Below are 19274 nucleotides of genomic sequence, written 5' to 3' on the forward strand. Positions count from 1 at the left end.
CTGCCAGGGTGGGGGTCATGTCAGAGCATGGCCGGAGCGGCCAGCCCCGTCGGGAACCTGGACTTCGGCGTCCTCATGCTGTCGGCCGCGTACGAGGAGTTGGCCGAGCGCACCGCCGGGTCGTCCCACCGGTCTTCGCCGTCGGGGAGCTCGCGCGCGTAGAGGACTGGGCGGGAGTCGTTAACTATCCCGTCGCGCGGTAACGCGGCCATCCCAAGAAAAGGGCCCGAACGAGAATTCGAGCCGCCGATCTTTCCCATTTCCGTTCACCGTCTTCAATGCAACGGATAGTGTTTCCCTATCCCGACGGGACGGCAATGTTCGCCGCTCAGGGTGGACGTACCGGGTCCCCACGTCCACGCGCAGCGACGTGCAACCGGTGCGTCTTGGATGCAGAAAGGGGCGGACGTGATCCAAAGCCCTGGAGAAGGTGGCGACCTGAGTGGTGAGCCGGCGGGCGGTGGCGGCGGTTTCGCCGGCGCGGCCCGCACTCTGGCCCCCTATGTAGGGCTCCTGACCAGCATCGTTGGCCTCCTGGCCGAGGTGATGCGGGTCAGGTGACGGTCGGGGAGAGATGGTACCTCCCCCCGACCGCCACCAGTCGCCACGCCCGCCGCGCAGCCAGTGCGGCGGGCCTTCTCTGCGTTCAGAGAACCCAAGTCGCGAAGTCTTCGCGACCTCGTGTATTTCACTGTACATGGCGCACATGATTTACGGCATGAGATACGAAGCTTTGCCGCGACTGATTTCAACTTACAGATCCGGCATCTTATTCGTCGTGATGGTTCGCCGCGCAATTGAAGTCTTCAGCAAAAGTGTCGCGCGAACTTCGCGCGCAGGTTTTCAGTGAAGGTATTGGTTGAAGAATTGCGTGATGCTGCGTCATATTTCGGGGCGAACTGTGACAAATGGGCGCGCTTGTTGATCTTCCAATCACTTCGAGCCGCCCGCGTCCGGCCGCCTGCGCGGGCAGGTGCTGGTTCGGCGCGGCTGGCCGGGAGGGGCGAGTGCACCTGTCGGAGGCCCGCCGCAGCGCCGGGCGAGGTGCGGGTGATCCTCCGACGACCGCCGCCGCCCTCCTCGCTAGCCCTGGGCCGTGGGGTCGAAGACCTCGCCGGGCATGGGCTCGGTGACCGGGGCCGGCTTGCCGAAGTCGCTGTAGTGGGCGTCGAGCGTCAGGGCACCGACGGGGGTGGCGATGAGGACCTTCATGCGGACCGGGTAGCCGCTGGCATTGAGCCAGACGTCGGTGTCGTAGCCCTCGATCCGGGCCGCGCGGGCGGCCTCCAGTAGACGCTTGCGCTCCTCAGGCGACATGGCGGCGGCCTTGGGGCTGACGGCCGCCATCTCCTCCATGCTGACCATGCCCTTGTAGTGCTCGGTCGCGGTCCCGTCGACGGTCTCACGGCCCAGGTGCTTCACGTTCTTGGACTGCAGCAACACCGCGAGCTGGACGGCGGGGTCGTTGCCGAGACCGCTCACGCCGGCCTGACCAGAGGCTTGCTTGGCAGGCAGGAGCACCCACCGCTTGCCGCTCATCTTCTTCGCGAGTTCGGGACCCAGGTCGAAGTATTGCCGGGTGCCCACCATGATGATCCGCTGCTCGTCGGGGAGGTCCATCGTCGTCGACTTGGCCTTCAGGCTGCCGCTGGTCCGCATCGTGACGTCCAGCGTCGGGACGTCCGCCCATCCCTGGACACCGTGCATCTCCATCCGCCCGGTGCCGAGCATGCCGTTGGTGGTCATGGTCAGCCTGACCCGGGCCGAGTCGGCCTTCTTCGTCGCCGTCCAGGCCGCCTGCACGGCGCGCAGCGCGCCCGACGGTGAGGCGGACGCCGACGCCGCGCCGGATGGACGCACGTTCTCCCGGGTGGCCTTGCCGCCCGCGGTGTCCTGGCAGCCGGTCACGGCTATCGCCATGGCGGCCACGACAGCGCAGCGACCGATGATCTTTCTCATTACCACCCCTGTGTCACGGCGCCGTACGCGGCACCTGTCGATCGACGGGCAGCTTAGCCATCACCGGTGACAGCGCAGGTCACGGGGGTGGGCGGTGACGGAGTCCACCGCCGGTCGGGATCCCAAGTGCCCGGGGACAGCGGGTGGCCGAGGACGGCGAGCGCGTCGGCCGGCAGGCCGCGCACCGCGGTGTCGCGGGGCCAGAACGCGCGGTCGGCGAAGGCGATCCCGACCGGCGTGAGGGGCGCGGCTGCGCGGCCGAGGTGCTGGTCGGTGTGCACTGGTTCACTCCCCCGCGCCGAGTAGGTCGGCGGCCTGATGGTGGCCGTGGGCGCGGAGCATCGTGGCGTGCTCGTTCGCGTGTTGGGCCAGCAGGTCGGTGGCGAAGGCGAGGGCGTGGTCGGGCCGGTGGCCAGCCTCTTCATAGAGCGCGGTCAGGCGCGCGAGTGCGGTGGATGCGTGCCCGGCGGGGGCCGGCCGGCCGGCCCGGCCGCGGCCGTTGTCGTACTGAGCGAAGGCTTCGCGCAGTACGGGCAGAAGCCGGTCCGGATCGGTGAGGTGGTAGGCGGCGGTCTTGCTCCAGCCTTCCTTCTCGGGGCCGGTGGGGAGGAGGAGGCGCGGGAGGTCGGCCGGCCACCACTGCTCCCGGATCCCGGCCTTGATGGTGCGGGTCAGGGTGGTGGTGGCGCCGTTGAGGGAGCCTTCGCCGTGCCGCTCGCGGTAGGTGGGTCCGTCGGCGCGGCCGTTGCCTTCGAGGGCCAGGCGGAGCAGGTCGCGGCCGTTGGTCTTGACCCCCTGCAGCAGCCGCACCGCCGAATGGACCAGGTCGGGGTCCGGGGCGGGGTGCCGGAGGGCGGTCCGGGCGCGCGGGTCGGCAAGGAGGGAGGCGAGTTCGGCGAACCATTCCGGTGTGGCACCGCGGATATTCAGGTTGAGCTCACCGGTCACAGGATGCCCCTCACGGAACTGGCCCCGGAATGGAGCCCAACTGAAAGGAAGGGTAGCGCGGACGACTGTGAATCGGGTCCCATTTCGGGGTGAGACGGGCTCCAATTCGGTGCGCCGGGTGTCCGGTTGGGCCGCAGCAGGAGATACAGGAAAAATGCCGGTTTTTTCCTGTACTCTCGCGGGCAGGTCACTGATTGACCGTCACGAACCGACCGACAGCAGGAGCGTTCACGTGGAATCCGCCGGCACCCTCGGACCGTCCGACGCCGCGGGCTGGCGGCCTCTCTGGTCGCGCCTGCGTGCCCGGTCGTCCACGCCGGAGAACCTCGACTTCCCCCCGGTGCGTAACGGCATCGACTACCTCGGCTCGGTGGTCGACCACCTAGACGAGGAGTCCGGCGGCGAGCTGCGCGACCTCAAGTACGCGGTGCTGCACCTCCAGGCCGCGGCCGAGGTGCTGCTGAAGGTCCGTCTCATCCACGAGCACTGGTCCCTGGTTTTCAAGGACCCCCGCAACGCTTCCAAGAGCAAATACGACACCGCGCAGTTCGAAAGCTGCGGCACCGACGCTGCCGTCCAGCGCCTGCGCGACATCGCCGGCGTCCCGATCGACACCGGTGATGCGAAGGCGCTGAAGGACCTGGCCGAGGACCGCAACGCCCTCCAGCACTACGGACTCACCCGCAACGCCAAGGCTGTCCAGTCCCGCGCCGGCGACGTCCTGGACTTCCTCGTCCGCTTTCTCGACGAAGAGCTGCTCCCCCGCTTGAACCTTGCCGAACAGGAGGAGATAGTGCTGGACATGGCCCGGATCCGGGAGGGCCTGAACCGCATTGAGACCTTCATTGACACGCGCATGAACCGGATCCGTGCCGAGCTGAAAGCCAAGGCCGACCGCGTCATCGACTGCCCCCACTGCGAGCAGCGCGCCGTTGTCCTGACCCCGGGCAAGGCCGAGTGCCGCTTCTGCAACGAGGCCTGGGCTGAGCCTGAAGAGCTCATCGCCGAATATCTGTACGGCCACCCGGATGCCGAGACGCTCGTGTCGCAGTGCCCCACGTGCGACGAGTTCACATTGTCTGAAGGCATTGTGTTCGCAAATGGAGAGCGTGAGCTGCGGTACTGCTTCAGCTGCGCGACCCACTTCGACCCTGCCGAGCTGACCCGCTGCGCCTCCTGCAGCCGACCCTGGCCCCACGAGGGCGACGACGATGGCACCACCGACACCCTGTGCACGACGTGCCGGGAGTACGCGGGGCTCAACTAGGCCCGGCCGCCGCGCAGGGAGGAAGACCGATGCCCCTCACCGACCTCGACACCCTCGCCGGGCAGTCCGCCGCCGCCGGCGGCGGCCGAGGCTCCGCCCGGGACACCCTCGCCGTCCTCGGGCACGACCCGCGCGAGGACTGGCCCGCGCACGCCCGGCGGCTGTTCGACTACCTTGCCGAGCACTACGGGCCGCAGGATGTGCTGTGCACCCTCGCGGCCGGCTGGCTCGTCCAGCAGCGCTCCCCCGGGGTCCGCAAGACCTACTGGACCAACTTCCGGGTGTTCGAACCGTACGTCCGTGAGCAGGGTATCCACCCCCTCACCGTCCGGTTCCTGACCGCCGAGGGCTTCGCCCGCCACCTGGAGACCGCACCCACCCTCGTCTGGCGCGGCGGCGCCCGCGTGCCCGAGGGCCCGCCCCGCCAGGACACCACCCGGCACAACGTGCTCGCCGCGGTCAGCAGCTTCTACACCTTCGCCCTCAACAGCAAGGTGCTGCCCAGCACAATTCTCGACGCCAACCCCTTCGACGCCGTGCTGCGCCCGGTCATCGACCCGCTGGAGACCACCACCCCCGGGCTGACCGAACAGGAGTGGGAACGACTGCTGGCCACCGCCCGCGACAACCCCCTCTCACCGGCCACCGCGCGCCGCACCTACACGCTGCTGTTCTTCATGTACGCCTGCTTCCTGCGCGTCGACGCGGCCCTCACCGCCCGGATCGAGAACCTCGGCTACACCGATGGACATCGCACCGTCCGCGTGCGCGTCAAGGGCTTGCGCTGGACGCCCAAGGTGCTCGGGCCCGAACTGGACGCCGCGATCCGCGAACTCATCGGCGACCGCACCGAGGGCTACATCTTCGCCACCCGCACCGGCAAGCCCCTGGACGAGCCGTCCGTGTGGCGCACCCTGCGCAAACTGGCCCAGCGAGCCGACCTGCCGCAGGCGGACCGGCTCCGGCCGCACTCCCTCAAGCTCTCCGTCATCAACCACGCCTTCGGGCGCCCCAACGCCCGAGCCGAGCGCATCCAGCAGGCCGCCGATCACCGCGACCCGCGCACCACCGCGCGCTACCACACGCGTCGCAAGCTGCTCGACCAGAGCCCGATGTACGACATGGCCACCACCACCACCGCCGCCGCACTCAGCCAGTACCCGCGGTCCGCCCGCGCCACCGTCGCCGAAGGCGGCCGGCGACCATCCCCCGACGAGGGGCAGGGCGACGTCGGCGCCCCCTGATCCAGCCCGCCCCACCTGCGGAGGGGGAAAAGAGCCGGCCAGTTGCTTCGTGCCCGTGCCGGGCCCCCGTACCAGCCCAGCAGTTCGCGCAGCCGACGATCGCCCGGCGCACCGTCCAGGACGGGAGGCGATGCGGGCAGCCGAGTCCGACGACCTGCAGCGCGGAAAAGTGGCCCCGCACAATGATGGACTCGTCCTCGGGGGAGATGCTGAGGGCGATCATCTCCACGTCGCTGGGAAGGGCGCGGGAGAACGCAGCCAGCTGCTCCTCGGTGGCCCCGCGGGGCCGGATGCTGAGTGACGCTGAAGATGTGCACCAAGGCGACGCTGCGTAGGCCACGGCTGGTGAGCTGGATCAGTTCGACGGCGTCGTCGGAGAAGAGGGTGGGGCCCTTGGGGGCCCCACGACGCAGGCGATCGAGCATGCGGGTCGAGCTCGTGGGGGCAACTATCGGGCGGCCCGCCAGGCGTGCTGGCGGGCCGTCTTCGAAGTGCCAGTCAGTTGGCTGCGCGGAGGATGGTGCTGCGCTTGATGTCCCAGCCGGTGGTGGTGGCGCTGCCCCAGCCTGCTGCGGCGCCGTTGATCTTGCCGTCGGGGCGGGTGGTCCAGGTGAACATCTTCACCTTGCCGTCGTTGTAGCCGTAGAGGGCCGCGAGGTCGTCGAGGCCGTCGCCGTTGTAGTCGCCAGGGACCAGGCGCATGTCGGCGTAGGTGAAGTTGCCGCTTGCGGTCTGATAGGCCTGGACAGGCGCGTTGAAGTGGCCGTCGGGGGTGGAGATGCTGGTCAGGACGTGAATGGCGTCGTGGCCGTCGCTGTAGTCGTACCAGGCGGCGACGTCGTCGCGGCCGTCCCCGTTGAAGTCGCCGGCGTTGACGTGGGTGCGGTTCCAGTCGCCGAAGGTGGAGCTGGTCCAGGAGGCCGTGGAGGCGTTGAAGCCGCCGGCGGGGTTGGTGAGGAAGCTGAACATCTTGATGCTTCCGTCGGCGTACCGGTACAGCCCGCCGAGGTCGTCGCGGCCATCGGCGTCGAAGTCACCGGAGACGAACTTCAGATTCTCCCTGATCCAATCGTTGTTGGTGTTGGACCAGGAGGAGAAGGGGGCGTTGAAGCCTCCTTCGGCGGTGGCGGTGAAGGTGAGGAGCTTGTCGGCGCCGTTGTCGTAGTCGTACCAGGCGGCCAGGTCGTCACGGCCGTCGCCGTCGAAGTCGCCGCTGTGCAGCGTCATGTTCCTCGCGGTGAAGTTGCCGGGCTTGGCACTCCAGGACGCCACGGGCGCGCTGAAGCCGCCGTCCAGCTTGCCCAGCGCGGTGTACAGCTTCACCGAGCCGTCGCTGTAGCCGTAGAGCGCGGCCATGTCGCCGCGGCCGTCCCCGTTGTAGTCGCCGGTGGAGAACTGCATGTTCGCCACCGCCCAGCTGCCGATGGCGGAGGAGTAGGACTGGAACGGCTGCTGGAAGGTGCCGTCGGCGGCCGCGGTGAAGGTCTGGAGCGAGTCGTGGCCGTCGCTGTAGTCGTACCAGGCGGCCAGGTCGCTGCGGCCGTCGCCGTTGTAGTCGTGGCGGACGACGGTGCCGGCGGCCCACTGGGACTCGCCCTTGGCGTTGTAGACGACGAAGTTGCCGCGGTTCTGCAGGACGGCCTTGCCGCCGGGTGCAGTGGTCTTGGTCTGCCAGAGCACGGTTGTGCCGTCGGTGTCGAGGACGACGAGGTTGCCCTTGTCGTCGAAGCGCGCGGTTGCGCCCGGGTTGCCGCCAGTGTTCGTCGACCACAGGGTCTTGCCGGCGTTCGAGATGATGGCCAGGTTTCCGTCGGCCTGCATCGTCAGGCGGGCGGCGTTGGAGGTCAGGGTGTCCCCTGTCATCAGCACGCTGCCGGGGGTCAGGGTGTTGCCGGCGGAGATGTCGTCCAGGCGGGTTGCGGCCGCGTCGTTGCGGGTCTCGGCCGGGTCGGTGCCCCAGCAGCCGCCCTGCCACGAGAGGCTGCCGATGCCGGCCAGCTCGCTCTTGCCGTTCTTGACGCGCACGATCGGTGCGCCGCCGTCACCGGAGCAGAGGGCGTCCTTCGCGGACTTGCCCTTGATGGCGAGGGTGCTGCCTGGCACGGCTCCGAGGGTGAACGTGGCCGTGTGGAGCTTCGTCGGCGCCCACTCCGTCTTCGTACGGCCGAACCCGGCCACCTTGAACTCCTCGCCGACCTCCGGGGCCCTCGTGGCGATCGGGATCGGGGTGATGCCGGTGGTGGGCGACGCCAGCCGGGCCAGGACCATGTCCCGGTCCCCACGGGGTACGAGCTCGACGACCTCGCGCACCTGACCATTCGCCGTGGTCAGATCCGTACGGCCGATCGTGGCCAAGGTCTTCCACTTGGGCTTGCCAGCAGCGACTTCGGTGCTGCCGGTGTCGGTGGCGAAGCATCGGGCGGACGTGGCGAGCCACTGCGGGGCGATGAGCGCAGCCGAGCAGGCCCGCTGGCCATCGCCGATGTCCAGACGGGCGGTGAAGGCCATGGATGAATCAGCATTAGGGCCGCTGACTGCGTGGGCGGGAAGGGCCGTGAGTACGGCCGATATCGTGCCGGCGGCGAGCAAAACACTCGGCAGCGCAGCATGTGTGCGAAACGTGGGCACGGTGGAAAATCCCCCGGATTGTGCAGGAAAGCTGTGTCAGATGGATTGCGGGGTCGAACGTGGCTGGTCGGGCCGGCCGCTCGCGCAGAAGGTGTGTTCAGGTTGTGGCAGCGCCGAAGGGACGGCACCTCACGGCGTCTCGCTCGTCAGCTGACGACCCTGAGCTCAATGAGGGTGGAACGCGTGCCGCCAGAGGGGTCTGACTCACCGTAGGCTGTGAAGTCATTTGCAGGAGCATTGACTTCGGAGGTCTTTCCGTTGGCAGTGATCGTGGCTTTGACCGGGTAGTCCTTCGTGTCGATTCCAAAGGCGTCGGCAAGCTCCATCGAGAGGTAGGCGGGCTTGGCGTTCACATCGAAACAGAAGGTCTTCTGGCCGCGGGCCAGGATTGTGATGTCCGGCGTTCCTCCGCACTCGACCAGGGTGATGTGCCCGTCCCCGCGCTTGAGAGTGATTCCACTTTCCTCCTTGAGTCTCTCCGCGCCGGGATAGTTGAACTTTTCAACCAGTGGCGGCATCGAGCTGGTCGGAGCGGCACTCGCAGGTCCATCCGGAGAATCCGCATTGGCGACTCCCAGAGTCGCCGCCGCGACGGTCAGAGCGGCCAGGGCGATCAGCAGCGGTTTACGGGCGCGCAATATGGCCATGAAAAGCCTTCTCGGTAAAGGAGTTGGGGGCAGTCTTCCCCCAAAGGTCGCCCAAGTAAAACACGCGTAAGATCGGCTTCTCGATCGCTGTCCTGTGATCCGCCTCTCAAGAGGTGTCCACCGGCGCGTGGTAACGGGCTGAGCGCCGCATCCGGACCGGCAGGACTTCCCTCTCGTGAACCGATTGTAAGATCGTTCAGCTCTAGTCCGACCGGGCGGGTTGATGAGGGAGCGTCAACTGCCGGCCTTGTCGCCCGTCCGCAGGCCGCCGACCACGGCCTGCTGCACTTCGGCGGACTGGATCGACCCATGAACCAAGGGGGATCCCGCCGCATGAAACGGCGTACACCCTCCCGAGCACCGCTCTCGGGAGCACTGAAAAGAATCCAGGGCCCACGCCGCGCGCTCGGCGCGCTGGTGACGGCCGGCCTGGTGTCCACACTGCTGGGGGGCCCTGCCGCTATCGCGGCAGAACCCTCTGCACCTCTACCCGCAGGCGTGCGGGAGCAGATCGTCCAGTACTGGGAGACCGGAGGCGCCGGTCTCAAGGCGGCCGCCGAACAGGCGCTGCTCGGCGGCGACGACGACGTTCGCGCCTTTCTCGCCAACGCCGCCGACATCCAGTACGACGACAACCGGGTCGCCGCGGCCCGCCTGACAGGTGCCGGTGGCCGAGCCCTGCGCAAGGCAGCAGTCGAGGCCATGCAGTCTCCCGACGCCTTGGAGGCCTTCCTCCTCAGCGGCTTCAAAAGGCCTCTTGACGACGACCGCAGGGTCGAGATCGCACGCATTGTCGCGCTGGGCGGCCCGGGTGTCCGCGATGCGGGCAGGACCGCTCTCCTGGGCACCTATGGCGACCGGGAGGAGTTCCTCACCAGCGGTCAGTACGCGGCCCAGCAGGACGACAACCGTGTCGAGGCCGCCCGCCTGACGGCCACTGGCGGCCCGAACCTGAAGGCCGCGGCCAAACTGGCGCTGAAGGGCACGCCCGAGGACATCGTCGAGTTCCTGGAGGTCGGGCAGTTCACCGCTCGCAGCCGCGACCAGGAGCACGCCACGATCGCCGAGCTGACCGAACGGGCCAGGAAGGCCGGCCAGCAGGCAGAAGACGCGACCAAGACCGCCCAAGCGGCCTCGGAGAAGGCGGTCCAGGCATCGGCTCTGGCCAAGGAGGCAGCCGCGAAGGCGGCCGCCGAGACCCTGGCGGCGAAGAACGACGCCAAGAAGGCCGCGGTCAAGGCGGCGCAGGCCGCCGAGGCAGCCCGAGGCGCTGCTGCCGCCGCACAGGACGCGATCGGCTCCGCGAACGCGGCCAACCGCGCCGCCCGGCGAGCGGCGATCGCCGCTTCCCAGACCGCTTCGGCCGCAGCAGCAGCCGCCGGTGCGGCCAACACCGCCTACCAGGCAGCAATCGCGGCAGCCGGTGATGCCGGTCGCGCCGGTGCCGCCGAGAAGGCTGCGTCCGTGGCGGAGCAGGCTGCGAAGCTGGCGGAGACCTCGGCTCTGGCCGCCGACCAAGCGTCCAAGGCATCGCGAGCGGCCGGGGCGGCGGCCAGCGCGTCCAAGAGCGCCAGCGCGAACGCTCGTGCAGCGGCCGATGCCGCAGAAAACGCCAACACGTACGCCGATGCGGCGGGCGGTCACTCGGACGAGGCCCGTCAGGCCGCTGCCGAAGCACGCCGCCACGCGGACGCCGCCGACCGTGCCGCCGACCGTTCCACGGAGCTGGCCAACAGCGCGGCCACCGCTGCCGAAGGGGCCCGGGACAAGGCCAACTCTGCCGCGAAGCATGCACGCAACGCCGCCGCGTTCGCACGCGAGGCCGTCAAGCAGGCGGGCAACTCGGCCACGTATGCGGCCCAGTCCGCGAAGGCCGCCGAAGGCGCCAAGATCGCCGCTGACAACGCCACAGCCGCTGCCAAGCAGGCGGACGACACAGCCAAACTGGCGCAGAAGACCGAGGACGCGGACCTGGCCAACCGCACCGACGCCGGCATCGAGCGCGCCCTGTCCCTCACGGCGCAAAGCACCTTCGCCATCTCCGCCTCGGCCGCCCGGCAGGCCGAAGCTCGCACGCTCACCGCCACTGCGACCGCTCTAGCCCTGGAAGCCGGCCGGCCCGATGTCGATGTCAAGGCGACCGCGGCCAAGGGCCGCCAGCTGGCCATGCAAGCGATGAAGCTGCTGGGCCCTTGGCACCAGGAAGCCGCAGCCCGTGCCCTGTCCGGCACCGACCAGGACGTCCTGGACTTCCTGCGCACCCGATGGAAGGAAGCCGACCAGCAGGAAATCCGTCAGCAAGTTGTCCATCTGAGCACCCAAAGCCCGTACGCCTCCGTGCGGACCGCGGCCACGGAGGCTCTCAAGGACACACCCGAGCAGATCAACGGCTTCTACACCTCCGGCCAGTACACCGTCGGCTTCGACGACATGCGGGTCGAAACTGCCAGGCTGAGCGCTGCCGGAGGCGCCGGAGTGAAGGACGCGGCCAAGGCCGCGCTCGCCGACGGCACCGGCAAGGCCCTGGCCACCTTCCTCCAGGTCACGCAGTACTCCGCACGTATCTCGGACGAGCAGGTCGTCGCCGCCCGCCTGGCCGGCGCCAAGGAGACGACGGAAGTCAAGGCCGCCGCGAGGATCGCGCTCGCCGGCCCCCCACAGCTGCTGCACGAGTTCGTCACCGTCGGCCAGCACATGGCGAAGCGCAAGGACGATCTCACCGCCAACCACCGGGCCGAGATCGCGCGACTGGTCCACATCGGCCAGACCGTCGCCGCCCAGGCCCAGAGGGACCGATGGCTCGCTGCTGAGGCCGCGCTTAAGGCTAAGAAGGCCGAGATCGAGGCCAAGGACGCCGCTGAGAAGGCCAAGGCGTCTGCTGCCGAGGCCTCCGGCTACGCCGCCGCGGCCGACCGATCGGCCGACGCCGCAGAGCAGTCCGCCGCTGAAGCGCGCAAGTCAGCCGCCACCGCCCGTACCGCGGCCGACCAGGCTGAGCAGGACGCCAACGCAGCCGCCGACTCCGCAGCCGAGGCCGAATTCTCCGCCGGCTACGCCCGCCAATCCGCCAGCGAGGCCAATGCCTCCGCCGAACAGGCCCGCTCCTCCGCCCTCGCAGCGGGCAAGAGCCGCGGACAGGCCGAGGCGCTGGCCAAGAAGGCCTGGACCACCGTCGCCACCAAGCGCGAGGCTGAGATCGCCCAGGCCCGGCGCCAAGCCGCCGAAGAACGCGAGCGCCAGCAGGCAGCCCAGCCGAAGCGGGTATGCATCCCGCACCCCACCCGCGAAACCATGGCCCCGATCATGGCCTGCGCCGCCTCCCCCGGCGACTCCGTGATCCAGATGCCGCAGGTCGATCCCGCACTCGAGGCCCTCATCTGGGAGGTCAGCGGGCTCAACGACATCAAGAAGTGCGTCACCGAACCCACTCTGGCCCAGTGCATGATGGCCGGCATCGGAATCCTGCCCGTTGGCAAGCTCAAGCTCGCCGACAAGGCGCTCGACGGAATCCAGGCACTCATCGAGTCCAGGAAGTTCACCCGCTCCGTCGGTTGCCTGATTGGCGCTGCCGCGCACAGCTTCCCGGCAGGCACCAAGGTCCTCATGGCCGACGGCAGCCACCGCCCGATCGAGCAGATCCAGGTCGGCGACCTCGTCACAGCCACAGATCCGGTCACCGGCGAGTCCGGCCCACGGCCCGTCACCCGCACAATCACCACACCCGACGACGGCGACTTCACGGACGTCACGCTCGCAGACGGCTCCGGGCTGACCTCCACGGACCACCACCCGTACTGGGTGGAGAACCGCAAGCGCTGGATCGACGCCGTCGACCTCCGTACCGGTGACGCCCTCCGCACGCCGGTCGGAACGACGGTCCAGGTCGGCAAGACCAGCCACTGGACGGGCCTCCAGCCCGCCTACGACCTCACCGTCGACGACCTCCACACCTACTACGTCAACACCGGCACCGCCGACGTCCTCGTCCACAACACCGACACGACCTGCCCCGCTTGGGTAGCGCAAGCGTTCCAGAGTCTTCCGAAGTACAACAAGCTTGGCGACAAGACCTACGGGCAGATACGGGACGAGTTCGACCGGATCATTCCCAAGGCCGATACAGATGAACTCCGCCAGATCATGAGCGGCGAACATGACGACCTGTTCCGCGAGGCGGACGCGCTCCTCAAGTCCTCAGGGAACGACCTGTATCCGCCGCGAAGGGTGGGGAACTACTCCATCGCCTCCCACGTGGAAGCCAAGTATGCGGCATGGATGAAAAACAATGGAATCAAGCACGCCAAGGTCGCCATCAACAACAACAACGGCGTATGCGACGACTACTACAACTGCACGAACGCAGTGGAGGCCATCCTTCCCCCTGGATCGACCTTGACTGTGTACTACCCTGGAAAAGGTAGCCCGGTGACACTTTATGGCAGGAGGGTGAACCCGTGATCCTGATGGTTCGCTATCGTGGAGAAACTCGTTCTCTGAGCGATTCGAAGGACGTTTCCGAGTCGTTCGAGGACGCGCTACAGCCCCAGCGGGCCCTGGAAGGCAATGTGCGCGCTACATGGCTCGCGCTGGAGAACGAGGGCGACCAGGCCCCGGTCACCTGCCTCGAGGTCAGCATCAACCTGAAGAACGGTCTCGGCGGCGCCGTCTGGTTCGCGGGGGGCCGCGAAGCGCAGCGCATCGAAGACGAGACCGGAAGCGACATGGGCTACTACTTCTGGGTGTCCGAGAGCCAAGAGCCACTCGCGTTCGACCCGCAAGTGATGTCGGACTTTCACGCCCCCTCCTACTTCGATCCGCGCGGAGTAATACCAGTCTCACATATTAGGAAGGTTGTCGCAGAATACTGCCAGTTGGCGGGCGGCCGACCAACCTGTATCGAATGGGTCGCGGGAAACCAGAACGGGACCCGCCTTGCGTGACGCCAAATCGCGCATTCCCATGCACGATCGAGCCTGTCTCATGACTGGGTAGAGAGTATAATCAGGCCGAGGGGGCCGCGTTCGCGCAAGCGGAGGCGGCCCCCTCGATTTGCGAGGGTGCTTACCGGACGCGCATGCGAGGGCGGCAATCACCTCAGTAGAAACGGATAGCTCACAGTGATAGTCGCCGGGACAACGCACGAGGGCACTTTCTATGCCCGATCCGAGGATGAGGTCAACGCACTTATCGACCACATCATGGAGGACCTTCCGCAAGGATCTACGACTCCGGACGGATTTGCGATCATGCCAGAAAAGGCTGTGGTCAGCATCGTCAAGGGAAAGTATCCGGAAGAAACCGATGAGCGATGGGCAAGTAACTGTCTCTACGTCAGCGTGAACACTGGAACTGGATATGGTGCTCTTCGCTGGTACCTTCTGGAACCCGTCGAAGGGTCAGGCGAGGATCACATTTCCAGGTTCATCTGGACCTCAGGAAGTGCAACTCCACCTTCAGTAGACCCTCGATTGATCATGGACTCGGGAACGCCGACGTACTACCCCCCCGAGGCCGCTATTCCGATTGCCAAGGTCCGAGAAGCGCTGGAGGAATTCTGCCGCGCCCGCACGGGCGACCGACCGGAATGCATCGATTGGCTCCTGCTTGATCAAAGTGTATGACTAATTTCTAAGGGCTGTCCCGTAAATGATCTCTGAGTGGTTTGGGGCATGGTGAGCTGCGGTACAGCCAGCTGGTCTATCCGGCGAGGGTGAGGTTGTGCATCCGGGCGATGCCGAGCATGGCGTGGTGGACGCCGTCGCCCTTGAGGCGGCAGTCGCGGAGGACCTTCCAGGTCTTCATGCGGGCAAAGACGTGCTCGACCCGGGCCCGGACCTGCTTGTGGGACTTGTTGTGCTCCTCTTTCCAGTCCGGGAGTTCGCTCTGCCCGCGCTCGCGGCGGTGTGGGATGACGAGTCCGGTGCCCGGGTAGCCGCCGTCGGCGATCACGCGGGTCTTGCCGACGGCGGCCTTGGCGCCGGACTCCTCCCATGCCTTGCAGTCGTTGCGGTTCCCGGCGAGCGGCCGGCCGACTACGACGCCCAGGCGGGTGTCAGCATCGATGACGACCTGGTGGTTGGTGGAGTACCGGTAGTTCTTCGACCGCTCGGCGATGGTGTGATCGCGGGTGGGCACCAGGGTGCCGTCCACGATGAGCACGGTGTCCTTCGCGAACCGCTTGCGAGGCTGGAGCGCGAGCATCGGCCCGAGATGATCGATGATGCGGTCCGCCGCCGACTTCGAGACCCCGAACAGCGGCGCAAGCTGCCGCATCGTGAGGTTCGTGCGCCAGTAGGCCGCGACCAGCAGGGCCCGGTCCTCCAGCGGAAGGCTCCACGGCCGGCTTTTGCGGACCGCTTCCGCACCAACGCGTCGCAGCACCGTCATCAGCTTGCCGAACTGCCGTGGGCTGAGCCCGGTGAAGGGGGCTATCCAGGAAGGCTCCGACGCCGTGATCACACCAGCCACAGCGAGATCGTTTCACGGTGCCCAGCGCAACGCGAGAATGCCCCTATGACTGAAGAGCTGGTGGGGTTCCTTGAGGCGCGACTGGACGAGGAGGCTGATTTGGCCCGACGCTGCGACGGTGACGGATGTGGTGAGTGGTTCGCCCACGGACACACCGTCGACTTCTGTCAGGTTGACCTCCCCGGCTTCCACCCCACGATTGCCCAGCACGTGGCTCTCCACGATCCGGCCCGCGTCTTGCGCGAGATCGAGGCCAAGCGGCGCATCCTGGCCCGCCATGCCCGCGACCCCTGGCCCTGCCACGACTTGCGCGACCTTGCTTCGCCCTACGCCGACCATCCGGACTTCCCCGCCCGGGCCTGAGCAGCACGGGCCAAGCCTCCGACGAAGCTACGTGCCTGAACCGAGTCCCGCTCATGGAGATCGTTTACGGGACAGCCCTTAGGGTCCGTGCTGTGAGTGACTACTACGACCTCTTCCTGGCTGTGGACCTGTCTCCGGATCTGCCTGAGGCAGCGTTGCAGGAGCTGAGGTGGCTCTTGGGGGAGGCAGAGGCTCCACCGGTGCTGGAATCGGCTGACTGGGAGTCGTGGGGGGACCCGTGGGAAGTCTTCGAAGGTGGCTCTGCGAGCCGGTCGTTCGGCGGGGTGGACACCTCGATGCTGGTCCGGGCTGTGGACAGACTGAACCTGGACGGGAGCGTGCCGTGGGCTCTGACCGTCCGGACGTGTGTCCACGACGACGAGTTCGGGGTGGTGATGCAGGTCGTCGGGTGGATTCTTCGGCAAGCGACCACGCAGGGGTGGGTCGGATTCCTGCGCTACTCGGGCTGGGACGAGGTGCAGCATGTCGTGCGTCACGGGGGCGGCTTCGATGTTGTCGACATCCGCACGACCAGGAAGCAGATCAGCGTGTCCTGGTCGTAGACATGGCCCCCGCCTCGCCAGCACTCGCGCCCGCGCCGAACAAGCCGCCGCCAGCTGAACTATCCGGCTGGTTGCAGATGGCCCGCCTTCGGGCATGGTTCGGGCGAAGCGGGGGTCCTCGGCGGGGGCCTGGACGGTCAGGACGGTGACGGGGCCGTTCGCGACGGTCCACCCCGCGCTGGTGAAGAGCTCGGCCGCGAGGTCGCGGAGGGCCTTGCCCTGGGTGGGGGTGGCGGGGCGGTAGGTGCCGTGGTGGACGTGGCGGACGGTCAGCCGCTGCGCGCCGTGACGGCTGGCGAGGGTGTCGGGGCGGACGTACCAGCCGCTGGTGTCCGGCGCGATCGTCGTGCCGACGCGGGCCAGCGGGAGGCCGCCGAGCACGGCCAGGGCGGCCTGCACGAGCGGAGAGGAGACGTCCGCAGGGCTCGCACCGAGCGCGCCCTCGACGGGGGCGGTGGGGGTGGTTGCGACGTACGCGGAGGTGCCGATCATGTCGTGTGCCCTTCGTGCGGTGTGAGGTGTCGCCGGCGGAGCGGGTTCCGCTCCCTGGCTACCGACATTGAATAGATTGCAGCGATAACGGAGCAGGGGTAAGTGGGTTGCCCTCCGCGGAGGGTGATGTCACCCGGTCGGGCTACGCGGCTGGTCCGCCAGGGCGGCTGGTCCTACGCCTGGGCGAGGAGGGCGCGGGCTTGGGAGAGGAGACGCTCGGCGGTGCGGACGCTGACCTCGAAGCGCTCGGCGAGTTCGGCGGCGGTGACCGGCGCGAGCCGGCCGGTGGCGGCTTCGGCGAGCTGCACGGCGACGTCCGCCAGGTGGGGGTTCGGGCGTACGGTGCGTGGTTGCTTGTCTTTGGCGCCGGGGGTGCGGCCCTTGTACTGGGTGGGCCGGCTGGCGCGGGCTTCGGCTTGGGCGCGGGTCCACCAGCGCCGCCCATGCCGCTCGATGCCGGGCTCAATCAGGCCGTTCACTGCGTCGGACCGGACGGTGGAGGCGGACAGCCCCGCGACCTGGCCGACCTCGGCATCGGTGAGCAAGTCCTCGGGATGCGACTCGGCTGGCAGCAGGGGCAGGGGCTTGCCGGCGAGGTGGGCCTCGACCTGGGCGGCGTCGTAGAGGAGTGGCCGGGCGGAGCCGGGCAGGGGTTGGACGGCGGTGGCGAAGGCGTCGTGGTGCTGGCGCCGCCAGGTCGACAGCGAGACGCCCGCGCGCTCGGCAACACCGGTCAGATCGAGGGTCGGACGGCCGTGGGGGATCACGGGGCTTGTCTCCTTTGCCGGTCGGTGCACTGCGGGTGAGGCTACGGGGCCGACGGCACGACTCGAATGCGGGGAGGGCGGAGACTGGCCGGCCTCCACCACAGACACGGCAGGAATTAGAATACAGCCGATAAGGGGCATTGTCGATGTCAGACGGGCGCGACCCCAGAGTCCATCGGATAACAAAATGAAGCACTACTGAGAACCCGTGAGGCCGCAAGGTGGGAGCCGGCCCTGGAGCGGGCTGATCAGGGCCACCCGGAGGAGGAGTCGCCCCTGGTGGAGTATTGCGGTGGCGGGATGCGTACCCTGTGATCCCCTGGGCCGTTGATCACGTCATGAAGCCACGCACCGCCCTGAGGGCCATCGCCCTCACGACCATGCCCCTGCTCCTGGCGACTCCCGCCCAGGCTGCCGTCCCTGAAACCCCGTCGTCCCTCAGCAGCACCGCGGCGGCTCCCGTTCAGGCCAGCGGTAACCCGTTTGCGGACATCCTGGACCTCGACGCAGGCATCCTGGCGATCGCTTCGGGCATCCTCAACATCAACGGCAAGTAAGGCATCAGCGCGGCCGCCGGGAAGCTCCTCGGCAACACCCCTCCCAAGTAGTGGCGCGAGACCTGCTTCGTACGGCGCCGAGCAGCCCCCACCGGGCACGGTCGTCACTGCTGTTGCCGCCCGCGAAGCGGGGCTGGTCCTGGAGGCGGAGCCGGAAGGTCCTGGGCGGGGGAGCGAAGCGGACCCGCCCAACGGGCCGAAGGCCTGGACCCCATGAAGCGGGGTCACTCAGGCCTGCGCAGCAGGCCGTTCGGCTGAAGCGAAGCGAAGCCGAACAAGGTCCGAAGCGATGCGCAGGACCCGGCCCGAAGGGCCGGCCCCAGCTCGGCGAAGCCGAGCCCCCTGGCGGGCTCCGCCTTCTCATGGTGGGGGCCAGGGCAGGTCAAGACGCAGCACCGACCACGGTGCTGCGAGCCCCGGCTCTTCTTGCTGGCCCTCGTTAGCGGGGCCGTTCTCCGGAAGGGCCTGGGGCGGGGGGAACGAAGCGGACCGGCTCAGAACTCAAGCCCGTTTGAAAGGGGGCTGCTTTCCCCTGCTCTGCTGGGGGAAGGGCTGGTGAGGGTCGTCATGCAAGGCTTCATGGTCGGCCGGTCCGGACCAGGTGTCTTGAAGCGGGTTAGAGTCCGTGCGGGGTCATGCTGGCCCGTTGGATCAGTTCGCGGGGGGTTGAGGGTGATGTGGGGGAAGGGGTGCGAGCAGGTTTGGGCGCAATGCATCGTTTTGGCTGTGGCCGCACTTGGGCTGAGTGGGTGTAGCGGGGAGGTCGCGGCCGCGAGGGGCTTCGAGGAGGTCACGGCTCCGAAGGAGATTGTTCTGCGGGGGGCTCCGGGGGAGGTCGCGGAAGTGGTTCTACCTGCGTCGATTCCTCATCAGGATGACATTCCCGTTGTCTGGTTGGATATGAATCCTGGAGTGGCGTCACCGCTGCTGGGTGACCGTCCGTACTGTCACTATGCGTACGCCTATCAAGCGCAGCTCGATATTCTCTGCTCGGTGGATGGCGAGGGCATATTGCGAGCGAGAATCGCTTCGGGCGTCAAGCCTGTGCAGCGTATACCGGCTGGCTACTTGATAGCTGAGAATGTGCACACCGCAAAGAAGACACCGATCATCGTCGAGGTAGTTTCCCCTGTTTATGGCGGGCAAGCGAGCTCAGCTTCGCCGAGTTCGTTTTTGGAGTGAAAGGGAGCCACGGACGAGGCTGCCCAAGGCGAGTCTGCTGCCAGCCGCCCGCGCAGCGGGATGGTCCTGAAGGCGGAGCCGGAAGGTCCTGGGCGGGGGAGCGAAGCAGACCCGCCCAACGGGCCGCAGGCCCGGACCCCGTGAAACGGGGTCCGGGCCTGCGCAGCAGGTTCTCGGGGCCGAGCGCAG

16 protein-coding genes are annotated in these 19274 nt (G+C 67.9%); 9 read left to right on the forward strand and 7 right to left on the reverse strand.

What is annotated here, in order from left to right:
• Positions 1-27: 27 nt before the first annotated feature.
• Complete coding sequence (locus ACIQUQ_RS30295; RefSeq protein ID WP_403982263.1) at positions 28-162, forward strand: hypothetical protein; 135 nt, start codon at positions 28-30, stop codon at positions 160-162.
• A 921-nt stretch (positions 163-1083) separates the two neighbouring features.
• Here the strand turns inward: ACIQUQ_RS30295 and ACIQUQ_RS30300 are convergent.
• Genes ACIQUQ_RS30300 through ACIQUQ_RS30310 form a run of 3 tightly spaced genes read right to left on the reverse strand, consistent with a single transcriptional unit; the run spans position 1084 to position 2907 of the window.
• Positions 1084-1959, reverse strand: coding sequence for a hypothetical protein (locus ACIQUQ_RS30300; protein WP_403982266.1), 876 nt, complete (start codon positions 1957-1959; stop codon positions 1084-1086).
• 53 nt (positions 1960-2012) lie between these two features.
• A complete protein-coding gene (locus ACIQUQ_RS30305) occupies positions 2013-2240 on the reverse strand; it encodes a hypothetical protein (protein WP_403982268.1) in 228 nt (75 codons plus the stop codon).
• A gap of 4 nt (positions 2241-2244) precedes the next feature.
• Positions 2245-2907 (reverse strand): hypothetical protein, encoded by a 663-nt coding sequence (locus tag ACIQUQ_RS30310; protein WP_403982271.1) that lies wholly within the window; start codon positions 2905-2907, stop codon positions 2245-2247.
• Positions 2908-3139: 232 nt separating this feature from the next.
• Between ACIQUQ_RS30310 and ACIQUQ_RS30315 the strand changes: the two genes are divergently transcribed.
• Positions 3140-4174, forward strand: a complete 1035-nt coding sequence (locus ACIQUQ_RS30315) for a hypothetical protein (RefSeq protein WP_403982274.1) — start codon at positions 3140-3142, stop codon at positions 4172-4174.
• 29 nt (positions 4175-4203) lie between these two features.
• Positions 4204-5418 (forward strand): tyrosine-type recombinase/integrase, encoded by a 1215-nt coding sequence (locus tag ACIQUQ_RS30320; protein WP_403982276.1) that lies wholly within the window; start codon positions 4204-4206, stop codon positions 5416-5418.
• A 498-nt stretch (positions 5419-5916) separates the two neighbouring features.
• Here ACIQUQ_RS30320 and ACIQUQ_RS30325 read toward each other — a convergent pair whose 3' ends face one another.
• Entirely contained in the window at positions 5917-7926 is a 2010-nt protein-coding gene (locus ACIQUQ_RS30325) for an FG-GAP-like repeat-containing protein (RefSeq protein ID WP_403982279.1), read from the reverse strand.
• Positions 7927-8192: 266 nt separating this feature from the next.
• On the reverse strand, positions 8193-8693 hold the full coding sequence (locus ACIQUQ_RS30330) for a hypothetical protein (protein WP_403982282.1): 501 nt from the start codon (positions 8691-8693) through the stop codon (positions 8193-8195).
• A 498-nt stretch (positions 8694-9191) separates the two neighbouring features.
• On the opposite strand from ACIQUQ_RS30330, the gene ACIQUQ_RS30335 reads away from it, so the two are divergent.
• The 3 genes from ACIQUQ_RS30335 to ACIQUQ_RS30345 all read left to right on the forward strand — a co-directional run bounded on the left by ACIQUQ_RS30335 (position 9192) and on the right by ACIQUQ_RS30345 (position 14314).
• On the forward strand, positions 9192-13151 hold the full coding sequence (locus tag ACIQUQ_RS30335; RefSeq protein ID WP_403982284.1) for a DddA-like double-stranded DNA deaminase toxin: 3960 nt from the start codon (positions 9192-9194) through the stop codon (positions 13149-13151).
• Positions 13152-13156: 5 nt separating this feature from the next.
• On the forward strand, positions 13157-13633 hold the full coding sequence (locus ACIQUQ_RS30340) for an Imm1 family immunity protein (RefSeq protein ID WP_403982315.1): 477 nt from the start codon (positions 13157-13159) through the stop codon (positions 13631-13633).
• Positions 13634-13810: 177 nt separating this feature from the next.
• Entirely contained in the window at positions 13811-14314 is a 504-nt protein-coding gene (locus tag ACIQUQ_RS30345) for an Imm1 family immunity protein (RefSeq protein WP_403982286.1), read from the forward strand.
• A 76-nt stretch (positions 14315-14390) separates the two neighbouring features.
• On the opposite strand, the gene ACIQUQ_RS30350 is transcribed toward ACIQUQ_RS30345, so the two are convergent.
• Positions 14391-15161, reverse strand: a complete 771-nt coding sequence (locus ACIQUQ_RS30350) for a transposase (RefSeq protein WP_403982289.1) — start codon at positions 15159-15161, stop codon at positions 14391-14393.
• A gap of 45 nt (positions 15162-15206) precedes the next feature.
• On the opposite strand from ACIQUQ_RS30350, the gene ACIQUQ_RS30355 reads away from it, so the two are divergent.
• Together ACIQUQ_RS30355 and ACIQUQ_RS30360 are read left to right on the forward strand one after the other, a co-directional pair.
• The gene (locus ACIQUQ_RS30355) at positions 15207-15524 is read left to right on the forward strand and encodes a DUF6221 family protein (RefSeq protein ID WP_403982291.1); all 318 of its coding nucleotides are present in this window, start codon (positions 15207-15209) and stop codon (positions 15522-15524) included.
• A gap of 53 nt (positions 15525-15577) precedes the next feature.
• Complete coding sequence (locus tag ACIQUQ_RS30360) at positions 15578-16087, forward strand: hypothetical protein (protein ID WP_403982294.1); 510 nt, start codon at positions 15578-15580, stop codon at positions 16085-16087.
• Between the two features lie 665 nt (positions 16088-16752).
• Here the strand turns inward: ACIQUQ_RS30360 and ACIQUQ_RS30365 are convergent.
• Positions 16753-17346 carry a DNA-binding protein gene (locus ACIQUQ_RS30365; protein ID WP_403982297.1) on the reverse strand — a complete coding sequence of 198 codons (594 nt, stop codon included), beginning with the start codon at positions 17344-17346 and terminating at the stop codon, positions 16753-16755.
• A gap of 338 nt (positions 17347-17684) precedes the next feature.
• Between ACIQUQ_RS30365 and ACIQUQ_RS30370 the strand changes: the two genes are divergently transcribed.
• Positions 17685-17903: a hypothetical protein gene (locus ACIQUQ_RS30370; RefSeq protein ID WP_403982300.1), complete on the forward strand. Its 219-nt coding sequence runs from the start codon at positions 17685-17687 to the stop codon at positions 17901-17903.
• Positions 17904-19274 lie beyond the last annotated feature (1371 nt).

The sequence above is a fragment of the Streptomyces sp. NPDC101118 genome (genome assembly GCF_044759445.1).
Taxonomy (GTDB): Bacteria; Actinomycetota; Actinomycetes; order Streptomycetales; family Streptomycetaceae; genus Streptomyces.

Bases quoted from the DNA above. Each gene is read 5' to 3' on its own strand.
- ACIQUQ_RS30295 (WP_403982263.1), top strand. From the start codon at position 28: ATGGCCGGAGCGGCCAGCCCCGTCGGGAACCTGGACTTCGGCGTCCTC.
- ACIQUQ_RS30300 (WP_403982266.1), bottom strand. From the start codon at position 1,959: ATGAGAAAGATCATCGGTCGCTGCGCTGTCGTGGCCGCCATGGCGATA.
- ACIQUQ_RS30320 (WP_403982276.1), top strand. From the start codon at position 4,204: ATGCCCCTCACCGACCTCGACACCCTCGCCGGGCAGTCCGCCGCCGCC.
- ACIQUQ_RS30325 (WP_403982279.1), bottom strand. From the start codon at position 7,926: ATGGCCTTCACCGCCCGTCTGGACATCGGCGATGGCCAGCGGGCCTGC.
- ACIQUQ_RS30330 (WP_403982282.1), bottom strand. From the start codon at position 8,693: ATGGCCATATTGCGCGCCCGTAAACCGCTGCTGATCGCCCTGGCCGCT.
- ACIQUQ_RS30340 (WP_403982315.1), top strand. From the start codon at position 13,157: ATGGTTCGCTATCGTGGAGAAACTCGTTCTCTGAGCGATTCGAAGGAC.
- ACIQUQ_RS30355 (WP_403982291.1), top strand. From the start codon at position 15,207: ATGACTGAAGAGCTGGTGGGGTTCCTTGAGGCGCGACTGGACGAGGAG.
- ACIQUQ_RS30360 (WP_403982294.1), top strand. From the start codon at position 15,578: ATGGAGATCGTTTACGGGACAGCCCTTAGGGTCCGTGCTGTGAGTGAC.
- ACIQUQ_RS30370 (WP_403982300.1), top strand. From the start codon at position 17,685: ATGAAGCCACGCACCGCCCTGAGGGCCATCGCCCTCACGACCATGCCC.